This is a genomic window from Bhargavaea cecembensis DSE10, from assembly GCF_000348905.1.
Taxonomy (GTDB): domain Bacteria; phylum Bacillota; class Bacilli; order Bacillales_A; family Planococcaceae; genus Bhargavaea; species Bhargavaea cecembensis.
Genome location: NZ_AOFT01000002.1, coordinates 40,898 through 62,508, shown reverse-complemented (window position 1 = coordinate 62,508; position 21,611 = coordinate 40,898). Strand labels below are relative to the sequence as shown.

General features: G+C 56.0%; 15 protein-coding genes and 1 other RNA gene. 13 read left to right on the top strand and 3 right to left on the bottom strand.

Features of this window, described 5'->3' with window-relative positions; all coding sequences use genetic code 11:
• The first annotated feature begins 11 nt into the window (after nt 1-11).
• Both C772_RS01940 and nth read left to right on the top strand, forming a co-directional pair.
• Nucleotides 12-722 carry a DnaD domain-containing protein gene (locus C772_RS01940; protein ID WP_008296950.1) on the top strand — a complete coding sequence of 237 codons (711 nt, stop codon included), beginning with the start codon at nt 12-14 and terminating at the stop codon, nt 720-722.
• Between the two features lie 70 nt (nt 723-792).
• Entirely contained in the window at nt 793-1,461 is a 669-nt protein-coding gene (nth, locus tag C772_RS01935) for an endonuclease III (RefSeq protein WP_008296949.1), read from the top strand.
• Nucleotides 1,462-1,860: 399 nt separating this feature from the next.
• Here the strand turns inward: nth and C772_RS01930 are convergent, their stop codons facing one another.
• Both C772_RS01930 and recU read right to left on the bottom strand, forming a co-directional pair.
• Complete coding sequence (locus tag C772_RS01930; protein ID WP_008296948.1) at nt 1,861-4,596, bottom strand: PBP1A family penicillin-binding protein; 2,736 nt, start codon at nt 4,594-4,596, stop codon at nt 1,861-1,863.
• Nucleotides 4,597-4,620: 24 nt separating this feature from the next.
• Nucleotides 4,621-5,226 (bottom strand): Holliday junction resolvase RecU, encoded by a 606-nt coding sequence (gene recU, locus C772_RS01925; RefSeq protein ID WP_008296947.1) that lies wholly within the window; start codon nt 5,224-5,226, stop codon nt 4,621-4,623.
• A gap of 189 nt (nt 5,227-5,415) precedes the next feature.
• Between recU and C772_RS01920 the strand changes: the two genes are divergently transcribed.
• From C772_RS01920 to C772_RS01900, 6 genes are all read left to right on the top strand, one after another.
• Nucleotides 5,416-5,802: a YppE family protein gene (locus tag C772_RS01920; protein ID WP_008296946.1), complete on the top strand. Its 387-nt coding sequence runs from the start codon at nt 5,416-5,418 to the stop codon at nt 5,800-5,802.
• Nucleotides 5,774-8,041: a DEAD/DEAH box helicase gene (locus C772_RS01915; RefSeq protein WP_008296945.1), complete on the top strand. Its 2,268-nt coding sequence runs from the start codon at nt 5,774-5,776 to the stop codon at nt 8,039-8,041. Before C772_RS01920 ends, C772_RS01915 begins: the two co-directional genes overlap by 29 nt.
• Nucleotides 8,042-8,047: 6 nt before the next feature.
• Nucleotides 8,048-9,295, top strand: coding sequence for a ribonuclease H-like domain-containing protein (locus C772_RS01910; RefSeq protein WP_008296944.1), 1,248 nt, complete (start codon nt 8,048-8,050; stop codon nt 9,293-9,295).
• A 161-nt stretch (nt 9,296-9,456) separates the two neighbouring features.
• Complete coding sequence (gene gpsB / locus C772_RS01905) at nt 9,457-9,756, top strand: cell division regulator GpsB (protein WP_008296943.1); 300 nt, start codon at nt 9,457-9,459, stop codon at nt 9,754-9,756.
• A gap of 94 nt (nt 9,757-9,850) precedes the next feature.
• An RNA gene (gene rnpB / locus C772_RS16265) (RNase P RNA component class B) lies at nt 9,851-10,231 on the top strand.
• Nucleotides 10,232-10,353: 122 nt separating this feature from the next.
• Complete coding sequence (locus C772_RS01900; RefSeq protein ID WP_035001202.1) at nt 10,354-11,487, top strand: THUMP domain-containing class I SAM-dependent RNA methyltransferase; 1,134 nt, start codon at nt 10,354-10,356, stop codon at nt 11,485-11,487.
• Between the two features lie 338 nt (nt 11,488-11,825).
• On the opposite strand, the gene C772_RS15995 is transcribed toward C772_RS01900, so the two are convergent.
• The gene (locus C772_RS15995) at nt 11,826-12,824 is read right to left on the bottom strand and encodes a nuclease-related domain-containing protein (protein ID WP_008296941.1); all 999 of its coding nucleotides are present in this window, start codon (nt 12,822-12,824) and stop codon (nt 11,826-11,828) included.
• A gap of 239 nt (nt 12,825-13,063) precedes the next feature.
• Here C772_RS15995 and C772_RS01890 point away from each other — a divergent pair, with 239 nt between their 5' ends.
• From C772_RS01890 to C772_RS01870, 5 genes are all read left to right on the top strand, one after another.
• Nucleotides 13,064-13,582 carry a sigma-70 family RNA polymerase sigma factor gene (locus tag C772_RS01890; protein ID WP_008296940.1) on the top strand — a complete coding sequence of 173 codons (519 nt, stop codon included), beginning with the start codon at nt 13,064-13,066 and terminating at the stop codon, nt 13,580-13,582.
• Entirely contained in the window at nt 13,575-14,879 is a 1,305-nt protein-coding gene (locus tag C772_RS01885) for a DUF4179 domain-containing protein (protein WP_008296939.1), read from the top strand. Before C772_RS01890 ends, C772_RS01885 begins: the two co-directional genes overlap by 8 nt.
• A gap of 131 nt (nt 14,880-15,010) precedes the next feature.
• Nucleotides 15,011-16,906: an ATP-dependent DNA helicase gene (locus C772_RS01880; RefSeq protein ID WP_008296938.1), complete on the top strand. Its 1,896-nt coding sequence runs from the start codon at nt 15,011-15,013 to the stop codon at nt 16,904-16,906.
• Nucleotides 16,907-17,139: 233 nt separating this feature from the next.
• A complete protein-coding gene (locus C772_RS01875) occupies nt 17,140-20,763 on the top strand; it encodes a dynamin family protein (RefSeq protein WP_008296937.1) in 3,624 nt (1,207 codons plus the stop codon).
• Nucleotides 20,760-21,587, top strand: a complete 828-nt coding sequence (locus C772_RS01870; RefSeq protein ID WP_008296936.1) for a sulfurtransferase — start codon at nt 20,760-20,762, stop codon at nt 21,585-21,587. Before C772_RS01875 ends, C772_RS01870 begins: the two co-directional genes overlap by 4 nt.
• Nucleotides 21,588-21,611: the final 24 nt, after the last annotated feature.

Here is a 21,611-nt window from a genome sequence, read left to right as displayed (position 1 = left end):
AGGTTGATTCGGTGAACAGTCAGGATCGGCTCCGCATCTGGATTGAGCAGGGGAATGTCTCCATTTCCCAGCTCTTTTTTAGCTCTTATAAGCAGCTCGGCATCCGCGACCTCGATGCCATGCTCGTCATGCAGCTGATGTCGTTTGCTGAAGACGGCCAGGGCCTTCCCGGACCGTCGGACATTTCTGCGAGGATGTCGCTGTCCGGTGAGGAAATCGGCCACGGCCTGCAGCGCCTGATGCAGTCAGGATTCCTGACGATCGAGCGGACGATGGATGAAAACGGCGTGCTGAATGAAAACTACAGCCTCCAGCCGCTCTGGACACGCCTCGTCGATGCGCAGGTGCTCGGATGCTCCGGCAAGGAGGAAGAAAGCCGCCAGGCGGAAGAAGGGGAGATTTTCGCCCTGTTCGAGCAGGAGTTCGGCCGGCTGCTTTCCCCGATGGAATGTGAGACAATCTCGATGTGGTTTGATCAGGATGGCCATTCCGCTGACCTGATCAAGGCGGCACTCCGTGAAGCGGTGATTGCGCGGAAGGTGAGCCTCCGCTATATCGACCGGATCCTCTTCGAGTGGAAAAAGAAAAATATCCGGACCGTCCAGGAGGCGGAAGGGGAAGCGCGGAATTTCCGCGGACAGTCCCAGCCGCCGCGGCACGCATCCGGCAATGAAACCAAACGGAAAGTCCCGTTCTACAACTGGCTGGAAGAACGCGACTGACCCGCAGACCAACAACCGGACGGCCGGCTCCCATCAGGCGGGAGCCGGCCGTTTCAGAAAGGACCAGGACATGCTGACGAAAGCCCAATGGAATGTTTGCCGGGAAGAAATTGCCGACATCTACCCGGACGCACACTGTGAGCTCGTCCACGACAATCCGTTCGAGCTGCTGGTCGCGACGATGCTGTCGGCCCAGTGTACAGACGCACTGGTCAACAGGGTGACAAAGGACCTCTTCCAGAAATATAAGCGCCCGGAAGATTATCTGGCTGTCCCGCTCGAGGAACTCCAGAACGACATCCGGTCGATCGGCCTGTTCCGCAACAAAGCAAAGAACATCCGGGCAATGAGTGAAATCCTTCTTGAGAAATACGGTGGAATCGTCCCCGACGACAGGGACACCCTCACGACACTGCCCGGCGTCGGCCGCAAGACGGCGAACGTCGTCGTCTCCGTCGCGTACGGCGTTCCCGCATTTGCTGTCGACACCCATGTGGAGCGGGTATCCAAGCGTCTCGGCCTCAACCGATGGAAAGACAGCCCGATGGAAGTGGAGCAGAAACTGATGCGCTGGACACCGGAAGATGAATGGTCGCAGACCCACCACCAGCTGATTTTCTTCGGGCGCTACTTCTGCAAAGCGAAGGGCCCCGAATGCGGCATCTGCCCGATCCTCAACATGTGCCGGGAAGGGCGAAAGCGCATGAAGCTGAACAACAAGGAAGAAGAAGCAGAATAAATAGGATAACCCGGAGCTGTCCCCATTGAGGGGGCGTTCCGGGTTTTTGGTTATACGCGAACAGCGCGTGAAAGTTTGCATCCCGAATGAGAGGCTCCTTTACTCCAATTGGGTCGCCGATACTCCAAATGGGGAGCCGTTGCTCCAAGCAGGTCGCCGTTACTCCAAATCAGGGACTGTTACTCCAAGCAGGTCGCCGTTACTCCAAATCAGGGACTGTTACTCCAAGCAGGTCGCCGTTACTCCGAATCAGGGACTGTTACTCCAAGCCATGTCGCCATATTCCAAGTGAGGCCCCTGTACTCCGGGGAAAGCCAAGTTCGCGTACGAAAAGTGGGGCGCGTCCACGTTGATGCACTAAAAAACGGCCATGCGATTTCACGCATGGCCGTCTGTTTATCAAGGATTCTGGGTTTCTTCTCCGGTTCCGTCTCCGCCCTGATCGCCGGATCCGTCGCCGGGGCTAGTCTGGCCGCCCGGTCCGCCAGGGGTCTGCTGCTGGCCACCGCCTTGGTTGCCTTGGCCGCCGCCCTGGCCGTTGTTCGGGTTGCCCTGGTTGCCGGATCCGTTGCCCTGTCCTTGGCCGGGGTTTTGGTTCCCGGGGTTTCCGTTGTTGCCGCCGTCGCCCTGTTCATTTTCATCAGGCTCTTGTTCGTTTTCGTCCGGTTCCTGCTCGTTCTCGTCCGGTTCCTGCTCATTTTCTGCAGGTTCTTCCGGCTGCTCATCTTCTGGGGCCCCTCCGATCTGGAGGGAGACCGAGGCAGGAGGGCTGGAGGCATCTCCGGATCTTGCCACAACCGAGAACGTGTACGTCCTGCCCGGTTCGACGCCGGTTGCCGCTGCGGCCATCTCGGAGGTGGTTGTCAGGTTCTGTGCACTGCCGCCGTCGACACTGTAGGAAACAGCGAACTCAACACCGTCTCCGCCTTCGTGGTTCCAGCTGAGGCGGACAAGATTCTGTGCTTCGTCATAGTCCGCGCTCAGTCCGGTCGGTGCCGGCAGTGTTTCTGTTTCCTCTTCTTCCGGTTCATATGTCTTGGAAACACGCTCAGGGACCGTGCCGCGGACAAACAGTTCCGTGCTCTTCCGGTCGGATGGTGTCCAGTCGCTCGCGAGACGGAGCGGATCCGTGCCGACCTCGATCGTTGCTTCCACGACGGATTTTGGCTTCTTGAACGAAGAATGTTCGCCGCGCTGGGCGAGATCGCCGAGGATTTCAGAGAAGGCTCTCTGAGGGAACCAACGTTCTTCCCATTCGGTAAGCGGCGTGTAATAATCCTGATGGCCGGTCCACACTGCTATGGAGTATTCTGGTGTATATCCCACAAACCAGCTGTCAGGAACCGCCATATCTTCACCGCTAAAGCGTTCCTCAAATGTTTTTGTGTCATAGTTCGTTGTTCCCGTTTTACCCGCAACATCCAGGCCATGAGAGCTTACGTGTCTATATGCCGTTCCCTGAGGATTCTTCACCACTTCTCTTAGAACATCTGTAATCATGTATGCGGTGGAATCCTTCATGGCACTGGCCGGTTTCGGACGGAGGTCGCGTTCCGTTTTGCCATCACGCATGACAACCTTGTTGATGGTATAGGGTTTGGTATACATCCCGCCGTTGCCGAATGACGCATAGGCGCTTGCCATCTGCAGCGGGGAGGCTCCGACGCCGCCGCCCAATGCAGATGAAGAATTAGGGTTTTCTATATTGATGCCGACATTCTTTGCGAAGTCGGCTGCTTTTTCCGGGCCGACTTCTTCGAATGTGGATACTGCCGGTACGTTCTGGGACATGTAGAGTGCTTTGCGCATCGTCATTTTTCCGAGGTAGCGACCGTTCGCATTTCGGATGACCTGGTCGCTTCCTTTGTAGGTTCTGCGCTCGTCATCTACTGTCTGGCCGGTTGACCAGTCAAGATATTCAATGGCCGGGCCATAGTCCAGGATCGGCTTGATCGTTGACCCGACGGAACGATCATCGACCAACGCAAGGTTTTTGTCGCCGCTTCTGTAATCAGGCCGACCTGCTATCGCCTTGATGGCGCCAGTTTTTGTGTCAATAACTGCTGCGCTGGCCAAAGGATTCTTGCCGGTTTTGGCCTCAATGTTCTCACTTGAGATGGTGGATTCGACTTTCTCCTGTGCGGCCGGGTCGAGCGTAGTATAAATCTTTAGCCCGTCTGCAGTGGAAAGGTCATGTTCTTCAAGCTCTTCTCTGACCATATCGACAAATGCTGCATATTTGTTGTTGCCGTGGTGTTTCTGTTCCTCAGGCGGAATGAGTCCTTCTCTAACCGGCACCGCTTTCGCCGCATCCGCCTGTTCCTGGGAGATCTTGCCGTGCTGGACCATCAGTCCGAGGACGACGTTCCGTCGCTTTTCTGCGCGCTCGGGATGGCGGTACGGGTTGTAGCGGTTCGGGCTCTGCGGCATTCCTGCGAGAAGGGCAGCTTCGTGCAGTTCAAGTTCTTCCGGCTCTTTTCCGTAGAACTGATCTGCCGCCGTACCGAAGCCGTAGATGTTATCAGTCATGAGTACCTTGTTGAAGTACATCTCGAAGATTTCTTCTTTTTCGTATTTCCGTTCAAGCTGGAAGGCGAGCCATGCTTCCTGGGCTTTCCGTTTCAGTGTTTTCTCGTTCTGGAGGAACGAGTTTTTCACGACCTGCTGGGAGATCGTGCTGGCGCCCTGTGCGCCGAAACCGTCCCGGAAGTTGGCGAGCACCGCGCCGCCGAGGCGCCACAGGTCCATCCCGTGGTGCTTATAGAACCGTACGTCCTCGGTTGCCAGGATGGCATCTTCCATGATTTGCGGAATCTGTTCGTATTCCACATGTTCCCGCTTTTCAGGCCCCAGTGTAATGAGCGGTTCCTCCGAGCCTTCTACGTAAAGCTCTGACGAAAGCGGATCTTTCAGCGACTCCTCGTCCAGTTCCGGCGCGGTCGCCGCGTAGTACGTGAACAGCCCGGCACCGAATACAAATCCGGCAACCGCCACGATGACGGCAATTTTCAATATCGTTTTCCAGAGCGGCTGTTTCTTTTTGCCCCCGGGCTTTTTGGAGCCTTTGCGGTCCGTCTTTCGGGCCTGCTCCTGCTGTTTACGCCTTTGGGAGCGCGATTGAATCTGGTCACTCATAGGTTTTCCTCTCTTTCTGATGCGTCAAGAAATGCCTAATTTCGCGATGGCGCCCAGATAGTCGAGTCTCGGCCGGAATCCGGCGTGAAACTCGACGGCCCCTTCCTCCAGTTCGGAGACCGGAATCGATTTCCGGCCCCCGTCCTTCATCCGCTTCCAGGCACGGTCGACCAGATCGAACGGGACGATAAAATAACGTTCAGTTTCTGTGAACTTGACGATCAGGAAAGCGATGCCTCCCTGATCCGTCACGCTCCTCATATGCTCGATCTGGTGCTCGTGGATGTTTTTCAGCGGAAAGGAGGAACTGACCCCGGTCTCCTTCGCGTCAAAATCAATATGATGGCCGTGGTAGATCCCGTTGTAGTCTGTCGTCGAAGGCGTCTTAAAATAGGCTTCACGGATGACTGCCGCACTTCTTGACGGATAGTCGACCTTCACAATCTGCACGGGTACGGGTTTCTTGTGGATGACCGCGATGCCGTTAGCGAGATAATAGGCATTGGACTCGTCCAATTCGTCCTCCAATGTCTTACCCCTATTGCTGAACGAGTAGTCTTTTTTCGCAGACTTCACCGCGGGCTTTACGGCCGGTGTATACTTCTTTCCGCCGGGATAGCGAATCGCCATATTCCTCACCTCGCATGCCACCTATCATACCACATCCATAGGACGTCCTATGGAAGCCCGGGGTTGCGGATAGAAAGGTGGATGTTTTTTACAGACCACTTTCACGGAATGTCTGTTCCCCTCCAAGTGGTCACTTATCATCATATTTGGTAGGATGAAGAAAACCAACTAAAAAGGAAGACTTTATATATGAAACTTTATGAAATGACCGCAGAGCTTCTGGATGAATGCGGCAAATGCCGCCCCCGTCATGCCCGCATGAGGGAAGAGGAGCGGGAGCCGGACTTTTTCGGCGAAGTGAAGCCATATGCAGACCGCGTCCACCAACTGATTTCCGATTGGGTAAAACTGTCGGTTGAGTGGATCCGGCAGGAGCGGCCGAAGCATGTTCGGGAACCGCAGATTGAAAATGCGGCTGAAATGATGACACAGTTTGTTGTCCAGTCATTTTATCCGAAAACAGGAAAGAAGCGTTTTTATGATTCGATTCAGTCGGCGGAATACCTTCTGAAGACGATGATGGCCGCAATGGAGGAGGGGACGGACGGTGCTGAACAAACAAAAGACCATCAGTGAACTGGTCAACGAGTGGCTGTCGGACCCGGAGATGCGGGAATCGATCCTGCATCACCGGGTGATCAAAGGGAAAGAGGCGCGCTACGCGCCGTTTCCGGACCGGCTTCATCCGTCAATCCGGAAAGCGCTTGAGTCGCGTGGAATCAGCCGGCTGTATACCCATCAGCGGGAAGCGTTCGACCTGGCCTTCTCGGGCAGGTCGTTCACTGCCGTCACTCCGACCGCCTCCGGAAAGTCGCTCTGCTACCATCTGCCCGTTCTTCAGTCTGTGCTGGAAGACCGGTCGTCCCGTGCCCTTTATCTGTTCCCGACAAAAGCGCTCGCACAGGACCAGATGGCAGACCTTCACCGGCTCATCGAGGAAAGCGGCGAGGAGATTCTCAGCCATACGTATGACGGCGACACGAGCCCGGGAATCCGCCAGAAAGTCCGGAAGTCCGGCCATATCATCATGACGAATCCGGATATGCTCCACTCCGGCATCCTGCCGCATCATACGAAGTGGGTCTCGCTTTTTGAAAATCTGAAGTATATCGTGATCGACGAACTTCATACGTATAAAGGGGTCTTCGGCAGCCATGTCGCGCATGTGCTCCGCAGGCTGGTCAGGATCGCCCGCTATTACGGAAGCGACCCGATCATTATCTGTACGTCCGCCACGATCGCCAATCCGAAAGAACTCGCGGAGTCGCTCGCAAACCGTGAGATGGCACTGATTGCGGATAATGGTGCACCGGCGGGCAAGAAGCATTTCATCTTTTATAATCCCCCTGTGGTGCACCCGACATTCGGCATCCGGAGATCCGCGGTGCTTGAAGTGCGCGATCTTGCCCGCCGGCTTTACCAGGAGAACATCCAGACCATTGTATTCGCCAAGAGCCGGGTGCGTGTCGAAATGCTTGTCACGTATATGAAGGAGATGACGAAAAAAAAGCTGTCTGACACGACGATCCGCGGTTACCGGGGCGGCTACCTGCCGTCTGAGCGGCGTGAGATCGAAAAGGGTCTCCGGAACGGCGACATCAAGACTGTCGTCTCGACGAATGCGCTGGAGCTGGGCGTGGACATCGGTCAGCTGCAGGCGTGCATCATGACCGGCTATCCGGGCAACATCGCGAGTGCCTGGCAGCAGGCGGGGCGGGCGGGACGACGTCAGGACGAGGCGCTGATTATTTACGTCGCCCAGTCGCTGCCGCTCGACCAGTATGTAATCGATCATCCGGAGTACCTGTTCGGCCAGTCGCCGGAAGAGGCGCGTATTCACCCGGACAACATCCTCATTCTCATGGATCATCTGAAATGCGCATCGTTCGAGCTGCCGTTCACGCTCGACGAGCAGTACGGCGAGTTCGACGTGCAGGAACTTCTCGCTTTCCTCGCGTCTGAAGGCATTCTTGTCCAGGCCGGAGACAAATGGCACTGGATGAGCGAGCGCTTCCCGGCGAGCGAGATCAGCCTCCGGTCCGCTTCCCAGGAGAACGTCATCATCATCGATAAGTCGGTCCCGCGTGACACGACGGTCATCGGTGAGATGGACCGCTACAGCGCGATGACGCTCCTGCACGAAGAGGCGATTTACATCCATCAGGGCACCCAGTACCAGGTCGAGGAACTCGACTGGGAGGAAAAGAAGGCGTACGTTCGGGAAGTCGATGTGGACTACTTCACCGATGCCAATCTTGCCGTCGAGCTCAAAGTGATCGCGGAAGACGAGTTCGAAGAACAGGGCGGCCATACCCAGTCGTTCGGAGACATTGCAGTGCTCGCCATGCCGACCATCTTCAAGAAGATCCGCTTCGACACCCATGACAATATCGGCTCCGGCCCGATCACGCTCCCCGCGGAAGAGATGCACACGTCTTCCTCCTGGCTGTCATTTGAGCGGCCGGCGGACTGGACGGAATCCGACCTGACCGACACGATGACAGGTGCTGCATATGCGATGCATTCGTTCATCCCGCTGTTCGTGAGCTGTGACCGCTCCGACATCCATGTCGTCCCGCAGGTGAAGGCGGTGCATACAAAGCGGCCGACGTTCTTCGTCTACGACAGCTACCCGGGCGGCATCGGCCTCAGCAAGCGGATCCACGGCATGTGGCCGGACCTTCTCGAACAGACAGCGGGACACGTCGAGTCGTGCCCGTGCGAATCCGGCTGCCCGGTCTGCATCGGCGCCCAGGAATCGGGCGGGAATATCAAGCGTCGTGTCGCCGGGCTTCTCAGAAAGCTTGCGGGGTGAGAAGCCATGTCCTATGAAAACCGCCTGATGCAGATGAAGAAGATGCTGAAAAAAGCGCCTGCGGAGAAAGTGAAGGAGACGGCATTTAAAAAGCCGCCTGCCCCGGAGTATACGGAGCGATGGGAAGCGGCTGGTCTGAAGCGCATCGACAATCAGTTCGGAACGGTTTTTCTGAAGCGGACACACTATCCGGCGGACACTGTGCACGGCGGCCTGGCCCTCGGCAAACTCGAAGAAGCGGCATCCGTCTGGTCCGGCTCGGACGGCATCCATCCGTTTGCGGAAGGGGACGAGAAGAAACTGCTGTTTTTCGATACGGAGACGACCGGCCTGAAAGGGACCGGCTCCCTAATCTTCATGGCCGGCCTGCTTTCGGCGGACGGGGAGGATTTCACACTCGACCAATATGTCCTGGCCGACCCGGCACACGAAACGGCGTTTCTGTTTGAGACGGGTCTCTGGAAGCCGGGGCGTACCCTCGTGACCTATAACGGAAAGAGTTTTGATTGGCCACAGCTGCAGACCCGCTGGACGATGAACCGCGAACACCTGCCGAAGCTTCCCGATCCGGCGCATATCGACCTGCTCCAGGGAACCCGGCGCATCTGGAAGGGCGGGCTCGACAGTTTCTCCCTGAAGTCGGTCGAAGAGGAAGTGCTCGGTTTCCACAGGGAAGACGATGTCCCGGGGTTCCTTGCCCCGATCATCTACACCGACTCGGTCCGGAGCGGGAACCCGGACCTGCTGCTCCGCGTCCTTCGTCATAATGAGTGGGACCTGCTGTCGCTTGTCACCCTGTTTACCAGACTGACGGCACTGCTCATGAAAGAGAATGAAGAAGAGACCCCGCTTCCGCATACGAACATCGGCAAATGGTTCGGTGATCTGAAGGCATATGAGAAAAGCCGCGAGGTGCTCGAGGAAGTGACGAACGTCTTCTTTGATGAAACAGATGAAGCATACTACTACCTCGGCTTCCTCCTGAAAAAAGAGCAGCGCTACGAAGATGCGGAGTCCGCTTTTCTGCAGGCCTACAAGGGCGGCCTGGATGAGAGGAAGACGCTCCAGGCACTCGAGGAGCTGGCAAAGCTCCAGGAACACCGCCTGGGCAAGCTGCCCGAAGCGGAAATGAACTGTCTCCGCGCCGCAGGGCTCCTGAGGAACATGAACATGCTGAAACCTGCACGCAAGGAGCGGTGGCAGGAGCGGTTTGAAATCCGGCTCGCCCGGATCCGCAGGAAACAGGGGAAATAAGAATCGGAGGCGGGGAATTATTCCCCGGAGTGTTAACGACTATTTCCCGGGCAAGCGCACATTCCGACACCCAGGACCCATTCTTTCCGACAGGGTCAAACACCCGCGGGCAAAATATGCTATAATTCAAGGAAGCAAGCAAAGACGGAAGGACGAGAGTCATGGAGACTAAACTGACCGCCAAGGAAATCCTCGAACACGAGTTCAAAACTGGAGTCCGGGGATACAAGCCGGACGAAGTCGATCATTTTCTCGATGAAATCATCCAAGACTACGAAGCATTCAACAAGAAGATTGCCGCACTGACCGAAGAAAACAAGCGGCTGACCGAGGAAATCGAAGAGCTGAGGAACCGTTCATCCGCTCCGGCCCCTCAGCAGACGGGCACGACGAACTTCGACATCCTGAAGCGTTTGTCGAATCTCGAACGCCACGTATTCGGAAATAAACTGAACGACTGATGTTAAGGACGCGCCCCGGAATGGGGGAAGATGGAAGTCTTCCTCCGGTTGATTCCGGGGCGCGTATATGGTATGATGGTCGTTGCCAAAGTCGCCATTCAGGTGATCGCTGCAACTTCGGGTTGTAGAGGAAAGTCCATGCTCGCACGGTTCTGAGATGACCGTAGTGTTCGTGCCCGGCGAAGTCATAAGCCGGGGCAGATCCATCCGGGTCTGACGGCGGGGATAATGCCTAAGTCCTTCGGGATATGGCAGAGATCTCCTGAAAAGTGCCACAGTGACGTAGCCGCATCGGAAACGGTGCGGGTGGAACGGGTAAACCCCTCGAGCGAGAAACCCAAATTTTGGTAGGGGCGTCCTTCCGAAGGAAATGAACGGAGGAAGGGACAGGCAGCCGCCTGTAGATAGATGATTACCGCCGGAGTACGAGGCGCAAGCCGTCTGAGTACGAAGGAACAAAACATGGCTTATCGAATGGCGACGGTATATTTGCATGTAACGAAACGCTCTCCCATGACAGGAGGGCGTTTCTTTTGTACGATACATACAGCAAACTCGCCGGGGAAGTCTACCGGCGGTGAGGAGTGGTACGATACGATGACGACATTCAAACTGGTGGCGACCGCCGCGATGGGCCTTGAGAAGCCTGTCGCCGACGAGGTCCGCGCGCTCGGCTACGAGCCGAACGTCGAAAACGGGAAGATCTATTTTGAAGGGGACGAAACCGCCATTGCGCGCACGAATCTGTGGCTCCGCGTCGCAGACCGGGTCAAGATCGTTGCCGGCGAGTTCAAGGCGTACACATTTGACGACCTGTTCGAAGGCGTCAAGTCCATCCCGTGGGAAGATTACCTTCCTGCAGATGCCGAGTTCCCGGTAAGCGGAAAATCCGTCAAGTCCCAGCTTGGCAGTGTACGCGACTGCCAGGCCATCACCAAAAAAGCGATCGTCGAACGGCTGAACGGGGCCTACGGCCGGCGGGGCATTTTGCCGGAGACCGGCGCATTGTTCAAAATTGAGGTATCCATGCTGAAAGACGTGGCCACGCTCACAATCGACACGAGCGGAGCAGGCCTCCACAAACGGGGCTACCGGGTGGGCCAAGGTGATGCGCCGCTCAAGGAAACGCTGGCCGCAGCACTTGTCCAGCTGACCCGCTGGAGCCCGGACCGCCCGTTCCATGACCCGTTCTGCGGATCGGGAACACTTGCGATCGAAGCGGCGATGATCGGACAGAACCTCGCACCTGGCTACAACCGTGAGTTCGTAAGCGAACAATGGCCGTGGATGAGCGCTTCCGCATGGGAAGACGTCCGCGCCCATGCGGACAGCGTTGCCGACTACGACGTCGAACTCGACATCACTGGCACCGACATCGATCACCGCATGATCAAAATCGCCGAAGACAACGCCGCAGAAGCCGGCTTTGCAGACCTTATCCGTTTCAAGCAGATGCAGGCTGCCGACTTCACCTCCAACAAAGAAAACGGCGTCATGGCCTCCAACCCGCCATATGGTGAACGGATCGGCGAAGTTGAGGAAGTCGAACAAGTCATCCGCGGACTCGGCCAAGTGATGAAGCAATACCCGACCTGGTCCGTCTACATGCTCTCTTCGATGGAAAACTTCGAAGAACTCTACGGACGCCAGGCGACGAAGAAACGCAAACTCTTCAACGGATTTATCCGGACAGACTATTACCAGTTCTGGGGCCAAAAGAAAAGAGATTGATTAGCGGGAGGAAACCGGGCGGATGCCCGGTTTTTTCTTTTGGGATTGGGGGTGAAGAAAATTTGGATACGCGCGGGTTTGCGTATCCAGGAAGTTCACGCGCAAAAGCGGGAGCGCCGCATGGGTTTGCGTGCGAATCCAGGAAGTTCACGCGCGAAAGTGTGAGCGTCGTATGGGTTTGCGTGCGAATCCAAAAAGTTTGCACACGAAAGCGGGAGCGCCCTTGGGGTTTGCGTGCGAATCCAGGAAGTTCACGCGAAAGCAGGAGCGCCACCCGGGTTTGCGTGCGAATTCAGGAAGATTGAACGCGGAAAACAAATACGTCCGAACCTTTTGATTCACTCATCCCCTCCCGGAAGAATCAGTTTCCCGTCCCGAGAAATTTGCACACTCGATCGGTTCAGTTCAAAGGAAGTACGGTTGGTCTCGCCGCGTCGCAGGAAAAGCGGAGACTTCATGAGTTGAGTCGTTTTGGTGCGTCCTATGTTCAAGAACTTTGAGCATTCGGTAAGAGTAGCTGTTTTGCGGAAGATCAGGAAATAATCGACCAGCGTTTCGAGATAGGGGATCCATTGGCGTTTTTCACATTTGACGCAGGTACCCATGCGATTTGTCCGGGTTTCCAGTCTCCCTAGACAATGCGTGCAAAGCGGTTCCAAATAGAGCGCCTCAGTTGAGCAGTTAAAATGGTGTCCAAGCGGAAACTGGTCATAAGGCTCATCCTGGCTGCGGAGCGCCGAAGCAATCCATTCAACAATTGCATCGTCGACCATGGAGGGCCGGTTGTTCATTTCTTTCCGTAAAAGGTCAGGGATCTCACGGATAAAGTGAACCGGCAGTCCCGTCTCAAATTGGGGTTTGGCAAATTTGGATGCCAGGAGAACTGCGCCAATCACTGGAATCTTAATGTTTTGCGCAAGCAACCAATAGGTGAGGGTATCCACTGCCAGGTTTAATTGAATGAATGGAGACTGAAAGTAGCTGACCTTGCCATCCTGCGCGGTCCGCTTAAGCAGGGCGGGTTGCTGCTCCAACTCAAGCGTTCCACTAATGTTTTTAACTTCAATTATAAAGACGAAATACCTCGTGATGACAAGCGTGTCGATCTGGATGGGATCCTCACCAAAAACGCGAACCGTCAAATCATGAAGAACCCTCGAACCCAGTGGTAGATTGGCACGCCGGAGCATCTGATCCGAGCGGAGTTCTCCTTCATAACCAAGGCGGGTGGTGGTTATTTCCCGGTTGACTTCCATGTATTTCGGATCTTCTTCCGTCATCCTATAAAGCATGCGTTCTGCTGCGTACAGAAATAGCGGATAGTTGCGATCCTGCAATGAACTCACCTCCTCTCCCGTATTAGACTTGGAAACGGGATAGAAGGCAAATCCTCACTTTTCAATTTCACCCTATAAATCCTCACCAAGATCAGATTTTGCGACTACCCCATATGGAACAAATCCTGCCGCGATGCACTTTCCCCGAAAAACAAAATTAGAATTTGCCAATTCCCCTTGAACTTTTCTCCGTTTCGCCTGTCTAATAAGTACAGAGACATCGGAAGCGGGGGAAGGCCATGGAAGAAAGAGAGCTGGCTGAACGTGCAAAAAGGGGCGATACTGAAGCATTCGTCAGGCTGATGGAGCTGAATAAGGCGCCGCTGTACCGGACGGCCTATGCCTTCCTGAAAAACGAGCATGCTGCTGTTGAAGCTTTGCAGGAAGTGACGGCACGGGCGTACAAAAACATCCGCAGGCTAAAAGAACCGTCGTATGCAAAAACGTGGCTGACGCGGATCATGATCAATTACTGCCAGGATGAACTGAAAAAGGCGAGACGCGAACCGGTGACCGACCTGGTTCCGGAAGGCATCTCGAAACCCGGTGATGATTTCCTCATTCTGGAGGAAGCGCTTCTAGCGCTGCCGGATCCGTCGCGCCGTCTGATCCACCTTAAATATTTCGAGGACATGAAGATCAAAGAAATCGCGGAGATCGAGGAGATTCCGGAGGGCACCGTGAAGTCTCGACTTCACAAGTCGTTGAGGACGCTAAGGGATTTCATGAACGGGAAGGGAGGGCGTGCAGATGACTGAGCGCGAGGAAGAGCGGCTGCGAAGAGCGAAGAAACAGCTGGATCAGATTCCGATTCCGGAAGAAGCTCTTGCGACGGCAATCCGGGCGGGTGTACAGCGGGAGGAGCAGGAACGCGCAAGGAGAAAGGCGGCACGCCGCTATATCTGGCCGGCAGCGGCCGTTGCCGCTTTGTTGCTGGCGTTTGTCATGACCATCAGGGTTTCTCCGGCATTTGCTCATGCCGTCTCCAGCCTCCCGGGCATGTCTCCGATTGTGGAAATGCTCCAGTTCGACAAAGGAATGAAGGCGATCATAGACAACGAGTATTATGAAGAGATCCATGTGACCGATTCGGATGGAACAGTTACGGTTACACTGAGTGGCGTCATCGTTGATCAGTCCGGGATGGTCATTACCTACACAGTGGATTCCACAACTGAGATGAAGGATCCCCAAATTGACACGATCGAACTATATTCAGGAAATGAACTGATCGAACACCAAGGCGTCAGTTTCGATTATCCTGATGAAGAGGGGAAAATGAGCAGCGAGCAGCTGATCCACTACAACTTTACCGAGCCGCTCCCCACCGATGCAGATGAGTTCGAACTGAAACTCAGTATCCGGGATGGGGAAGAGCATACGTTTAATCTTCCGTTCACAATCCAAAAGCCGGTCGCACAAGGAAAGGTGCATGACCTGAACCGGACCGTGACCGTTGACGGGCAAAAACTCACCATCCAGTCCATCACGGTTCATCCGCTGAAAGTCGCTGTAAGGATCAAAGAAGACCCTGACAACACGATGGACATCCTGCAGTACGAAGACCTACGGATCGAGGATGGTAACGGGGAGGCATGGAGCCGGATTGCCAACGGGATGACTGCCACACAGGAGGAGGACGGAACAGATGTCTACTTCCTGCAGAGCAACTATTTTGAGCAGCCGGACCTGATCACTTTCAGAATGAACCGCATGCAGGCCATCGACAAAACCGAACGGCTTGTCGTGAATACACTTACAGGAGAAGTACTGGAGACACCGTCCGACGGAAAGCTTGAGGTTACGGAGCTGTCGCCGACTCTGGTAGAAACGAAGCTTCGGACGGGTCCTGAATTCGGCTACGGTTATCTTGGGAGTGCAGTTGATGCTGATGGTAAAACAATCGATCTTTCTTCGGGCGGTTCCTGGCAGATCGGCGAGTACAGTTACAATGACTTGAGGTTCACAAACGGAGATTACGTGAATCCGATCACGATCGGGTTCTTCGCTTACCCGAATTACATCGGGGGCGACGTAACGATCCGGCTTGAATGAAACGGACAATGGGTGGGAAGCATAGACTTAAATGCTTCCCACTTTTTTCATGGCGTGCTATACTCATAAAATCGTGCATTTTTCCGCCAGATTGGAAAAATGCTTTCATTACGTTTACAGGGGGCTTTCGATTGAAACAGGCGATTCCGTTTGCATTGGACCGGGAGCGGTCGTTTTTTGAGTCGCTCGACGACTGGATCGGCGATGTGCTGTACGATGAGCTGACCGAAAAGGGGTTTGACCTGCGCGATGAGCAGGTGTTCATGGCTTTCCAGATCGGCCAGGCGCTCAAGGACAAATCGGTATTGTTCGCGGAAGCGGGGGTCGGCACGGGCAAAACGATCGCCTACCTGCTGCCGGCGGTCGCGTATGCGCGGTATACCGGTAAGCCCGCGATCATTGCATGTGCGGACGAGACGCTCATCGACCAGCTGGTCAAGGAAACCGGGGATATCGGCAAGCTGGAGCGGGCGCTCGGCCTCACTGTGGATGTCCGGCTAGCCAAGTCGCGCGAACAGTATCTGTGCCTCAAGCGCCTTGATGAATCAAAGGGTGTGACGGATGTGGCTGACACCATCGACGCAGGCCTGCCGGATTTCGTACGCGGCCACGGCTCGATGATGCGGCTTGATCCTTACGGTGCACGGTCCGATTATCCGGACCTGTCCGACGAGGACTGGAACACGGTGAATTACCACCCGCTTTATCAGTGCGGTTCTTGTGAACTGCGGAACCGCTGCGGACAGACACTCCACCGGAACCACTACCGGGCGTCAACTGACCTGATCATCTGCTCACAGGACTTCTATATGGAACATCTCTGGACAAAAGAGTCCCGCAGCCGCCAGGGCCAGCTTCCGTTACTGCCTGAGTCTTCTGTTGTCGTATTCGACGAAGGCCACCTCCTGGAGTACGCAGCGCAAAAGGCGTTCACCTACCGCGTACAGGAGCGCACGATCGACACGGTGCTGTCCCGCATCATGGTCGACGGCGTCCGGGAAAAGACGCTCGTCCTGATGGAGGCACTGATCGACCATCACGCGGAACTGTTCCGTCTGCTTCACGAGTCCGCGGAAGGGGAGGGCGACCGCCGTGCCATCGTCCGATCCAAGGCCATTGGCGATCATTCCGCCGCCGTCGTCAAGCTCGCCATTGATATACTGGAAGAACTTGTTTTCGACGCGGACCTTTACGTCATCCCGGAATACGACCTGAAGATCGCCGAGGAATACCTTGAGCAATACATCCATTCGATGAAGCTATTCGCCGAAAACGGTGAAGCGGTCGACTGGCTGGAAGATGAAAACGGCGATGAGACGCTTGTCATCATGCCGCGTCTCGTGACGGATATGCTGGAGGAACTGCTATTTTCGAAGAAGATGCCGGTCATTTTCTCGTCCGCCACAATGTCTGTAAACGGAGACTTCTCATTCCTCGCCGGCTCTCTCGGAATCCGTGATTTCAAGTCCTTCTCCGTCGAGTCACCGTTTGACTACGAAGAAGTGATGAAGATTCAGGTGAATCGCGCTGCCGACAAGTCTGCAGAAGTCCTGCGGCTTACAGAAGACGGACGGCAGTCGCTCATCCTCTTCCGGTCGAAGGTTTCGATGGATGCTTTCCGGAAAGCGGCGGGCCAAGATCCGCGCTTCCTGTTCGAGGGGGACCGTGCGCTGTCTGCGATGGTCCGGGACTTCCAGGAGGGCAAGGCGCAGGTGCTCTGCTCCTGGCACCTATGGGAAGGTCTCGATATTCCGGGTGAGGCGCTCACACGCGTCATCATCCATGACCTTCCATACCCTCCGGACGATCCGCTCTTTGAAGCAAAGCGACGCTTCGCTGAACATGCGCACCGCGACATCGACATGCCGTACATGCTCCTGCGCCTCCGCCAGGGCATCGGCCGCCTGATCCGGACATCCGAGGATCATGGTGACATTCAACTGATTCTTGACGAAAACGAACTGAAGGCTGAAGAGGAGATCCTGAAGGTGCTTCCCGTCCAGCCGGACAGCCTGCCTTCCGCGTAATGCGGAAGGTTTTTTGTGCTGAAGGGAAGGTTGCAACAGCTGCGTGAATCGCGGCCACAAGTCCCCATTTGGCGACCGCAAGTCCCGAGTCCGGGACCGCAACCTGCGTTTTCGCGACCGCAGCCCCGCACGCCCGCGACACACCTTTCCCCAATCCATCCCGCCCTGCCACGCCCCTGCGAAAAAATGATATGATAGCACAAGAAAACAGACGTAGAGGAGATTTGTAGCCAATGGCGCAATTTGAACAGCATCATGAACCACTGATCCGGCAGGCTGCACAGCTGGCGGTTTTGTTCCGCAAGAACGGGGACCGGGAGCGCGCCGAGAAGGCGGAGCGTTTTGCAAGGAAACTGATGAGAAACGATTATATTGTCGGATTCGCGGGCCATTTTTCCGCGGGGAAGTCCAGCATGATCAACGCCCTGACCGGCGTCGACATCCTGGCGACGGGGCCGATTCCGACAAGTGCCAATATCGTAAATGTACATAAAGCAGACGATGATTTTGCGATCATCCACCGGACGGACGGCGCTCCGATCCGGTTCTCGGGTAATGTCGATGTCCAATATGTGAAGGAGTTCTCGAAAGACGGCCAGGCCGTCTCGGAAATCGAAGTCGGACATAAAGATTCCGCGCTGCCGGCAGGCGTGACCGTCATGGACACGCCGGGTGTCGACTCGACCGATGACGCCCACCGTTTGTCGACGGAGTCGTCCCTTCACGTGGCGGACCTCGTGTTTTACGTCATGGACTATAACCATGTCCAGTCGGGGCTCAACTTCACATTCACGAAGAACCTCATGACCTACAACGAAAATGTGTATCTGATCGTCAACCAGATCGACAAGCACCGCGAGACCGAACTGAGTTTCGGGGATTTCAGAAATTCCGTGCGGGAATCATTCGCTTCCTGGGGCGTCCATCCGAAAGGAATCTTCTTCACCTCCCTTCGCGAACCGGACCTTCCGAACAATGACTTCGAGAAAGTGAAGTCACTGGTCGCGACGTCCATCCATAACCGTGAGGAGTCGCTCCAGGCGGCTGCCGAAGGCACGCTCCGGAAGCTTGCCGATGAGCATATCAAGTTCCTCGAGGACGAGCGCGAAGAGCGGAAATCAACCTATTCGGATGTTTTGTCCGAGGAGGAATGGGCGCGCCGTGAAGAGATTAAGGAAGAAGCGGCTGATGCCACGAGACGGGTCGAGCTGCTGTCGCCCGAGCGCTGGCAGGACGATTTCGAGTCCAAGCGGAAGGACCTTCTGGAAAACGCCGGCCTGATGCCGTTTGAGGTCCGCGATCTTATGAAGGATTATCTGGAAGCGCAGTCCAAGTCGTTCAAGGTCGGCTTCCTGTTCAGCGGGAAAAAGACCGAGGAAGAACGTCAGCGCCGTGCTGATGCGGTTCTCGCCACATACCGGAAAACGGCGGATGCGCAAGTATCGGTCCATCTGCGCGGACTGATGAAGACGGCGCTCCGGGAAGCGGGGCTCCTGACGGACGAGGAAGCGCTCCGGATCGACGGCATGGATTTCGGCCTGCCGCTTTCGGTCATTGAGAGCCAGGTGCCCCAGGGGGCTCTTGTCACCGGGGATACGGTCCTGAATTTCACGGAATCGGTGCGCCAGTCCACCATCCGCTGGTTTATCCGGGAGACCGACGGATGGAAAGCCGAACAGGCGGCCCGGATCGCCGAAGCGGCAAACGAGCGGACGGATTCCGAGCTCCAGCAGTCATCCGTGCTCGGCAGGAAAGCGGATGCGATCCGTGCGATTGAAGAGGCTGACGCTGAGATTGCCGATTTCCGTAAATCTCTTGGCTCACCGGCCCCGGCACTGATGAAGGAAGCCGGCGTGCTCGAAGAAGACTGGAAAGCCAGAGAACGCACGATGATGGAGTCGGTCATTGAATTCGACCCGTCAATGGCACCCGAAAGGGAAGAGGAACAGGCCGGTACGGAAGAAGAGTCCGTGCGCGAAGAGACCGGGCATGTCGACACCGAAGGGGCTATCCGCCAGGCATCGTTGATCGCCGAGAAAGTACGGCCGATCCCGGGCTTCCAGGAAACAGCGGATTACCTGATGCGGAAAGCCGGGCGGCTGGGCAAGCAGGACTTCACAATTGCCCTGTTCGGCGCTTTCAGTGCCGGGAAATCGTCGTTCTCCAATGCCCTGATCGGGGAATCGGTGCTCCCGGTTTCCCCGAACCCGACCACTGCTGCGATCAACCGGATCCGGCCTGCGTGCGCCAATCACGAAAGCGGAACCGCAGACATCCACCTGAAATCAACCGACGCCATGACGGAAGACGTCACCCGCGCATTTGCCCAGCTAGGCATGACTGTCCGGTCGCTTGATGAAGCGTTCCGGCAGGCCGACGAGGCAATCGGCAAGGAAGACATCGAAGACGGCAAGCAGCTGCACCGCTCGTTTATCCGCGCATTCCGCGACGGGTATCCGGAGCGCGGCATGCTGCTCGGCCAGACGGTCAATGTGGAGGAAGACGAATTCCGCAAGTATGTGGCCGATGAAAGCCGAAGCTGTTTTGTCGAATCGATCGACTTCTATTATGACTGCGAACTGACGCGCCGGGGCATCACACTTGTCGATACGCCGGGGGCGGACTCGATCAACGCGCGGCATACCGATGTCGCATTTGAGTACATCCGCAATGCGGACGCGATTCTGTTTGTCACTTACTACAATCACGCATTCGCTGCGGCAGACAGGGAATTCCTCATCCAGCTCGGCCGGGTGAAGGATGCGTTCGAGATGGACAAAATGTTCTTCCTCGTCAACGCGATCGACCTGGCGGCAAACGAAGAGGAAGCGGACATGGTCAAGCAGTATGTCGGAGGCGAACTCCAGCGCTTCGGCATCCGCAACCCTCGCCTCTACGGCATCTCGAGTCTCCACGCTTTAAAAGAAAAGCAGGAACAGGCAGATTATAGTTCCGGCATGCCGGAGTTCGAAGAAGCATTCCATCGCTTCCTCGGTGACGAACTGAGCGGGCTGGCCGTCCAGGCGCTTAATGAAGAAAGCCGCAAGACCGCGGAGCGGCTCGGCGAACTGATCGAGCGGACCGAGCGGAACCGCTCCAGAAAAACCGAGCGGATGGAAGAGCTCCGGCGTTTCGAGCAGGAACTGCGGAAGCGTTATGCACATTCCGCTGCGCCGGTCATTCTGAACGACTCCAGGGCCGAGCTGGACGAGCTGCTGTACTACGTGCTTCAGCGTGTGTTCTTCCGCTTTAATGAGTTCTTCGGAGAAGCCTATAACCCGGCGACCTTCGCGGCCAAGTCGTCCAAGGAAGCCCTCTCGATTGCTTTGAGTGAAGCGCTGGATGCAGTAGGGTTCGACATTGTCCAGGAAATGAAGGTCACAGACTTCAGGCTCATGAACTTTACCATCCGACGGCTCGGAATGAGGTTTACCGAAGAGCAGCGGAAGCTCCGCGACATGGACGCCATGTTCTCCCTGACGCCGTATGAGCCTGAGGACAAGGCAAGCCTTGCATTCCCGGCAGTTTATCCTGAACCGGAAAAGCACGCATCAGTCAACCGTCTGTATAAGAATGACAAAGACTTCTTCGAGGGGGGCGGGCGTGACAAGCTCCGGGATGCACTTGAAGCAGCCGCGAGGAAGGATGCGGAGGCCTACGTGGAGAATGAGAAGAAGCGGATGATCGAAGACTTCACCCAATGGACGGAACTGGAGGCGGAAGGTCTTCGCCAGCATCTGCTGCGCGGTGCGCTGGCCCGCATCGCTTCCGAGCGGGAAGTGCTTGAAAAAACGGTCAATCTGCAGGAATGGAAAGAGGTTTATGAAGCCATCTGTGAATTGGAGGGATCCAGGTGACGGACGTATTCAAGTCGGTGGACGATCTGTCGGAGGGCTATTACAAGCTGATTGATGCCAGGTTTTCGCTGAGTGACCCGGAAGCGGGGAGGAAAGCGTACGAAGAAGGTCATATTGCAGGTGCAGTATACTGGGATCTTGAAAAAGACATGTCGGACATGGCCTCGGACCGCGGACGCCACCCGATGCCTTCGCGGGAGCAGCTGGAGGAATTATTCCGGCGGAGCGGCCTGTCCCTGAATGACCGGATTCTGATTTATGACGGTGGAGGCGAACCGTTTGCCGCACGGGCTTATTTCCTGCTCAGGTATGGCGGTTTCACGCAGGCATTCATCCTGAAGGAAGGTTTTGACGGCCTGCGGACTGCCGGCTATCCGGTTGATGCGGAGCCCTGCCGTCCGCAGGTTTCGGATGTGAATCCGGACTGGCAGGAACACCTCCTGGCGTCCCGGGAAGACGTAAAGGACGTTTCGCAAGGCCGTGAGAAGGGTGTCCTGCTCGATGCCCGTGCCGCCGAACGTTATCTTGGCAGGCATGAACCGCTTGACCCGGTCGCCGGCCACATCCCGGGTGCCCGGAATTTCGACTGGACGCTCCTGAAGAAGGAAGGCTATTTCGATACCGGGGAAACAGCGGAACAATCACTCAGGGGAACTGTTGCCGGTGATGAAAAAGTAACGGTGTACTGCGGCAGCGGCGTGACGGCAGCACCGCTTTTCGCCATGCTGGACCATATCGGCCAGGAGAACCTCCGCCTTTATGTCGGAAGCTACAGTGACTGGGTAAGTGATCCGGACAATCCGGTGGAGAAGGAAAACGGCTGATCCGGTACATTGGCAGACTGTGCC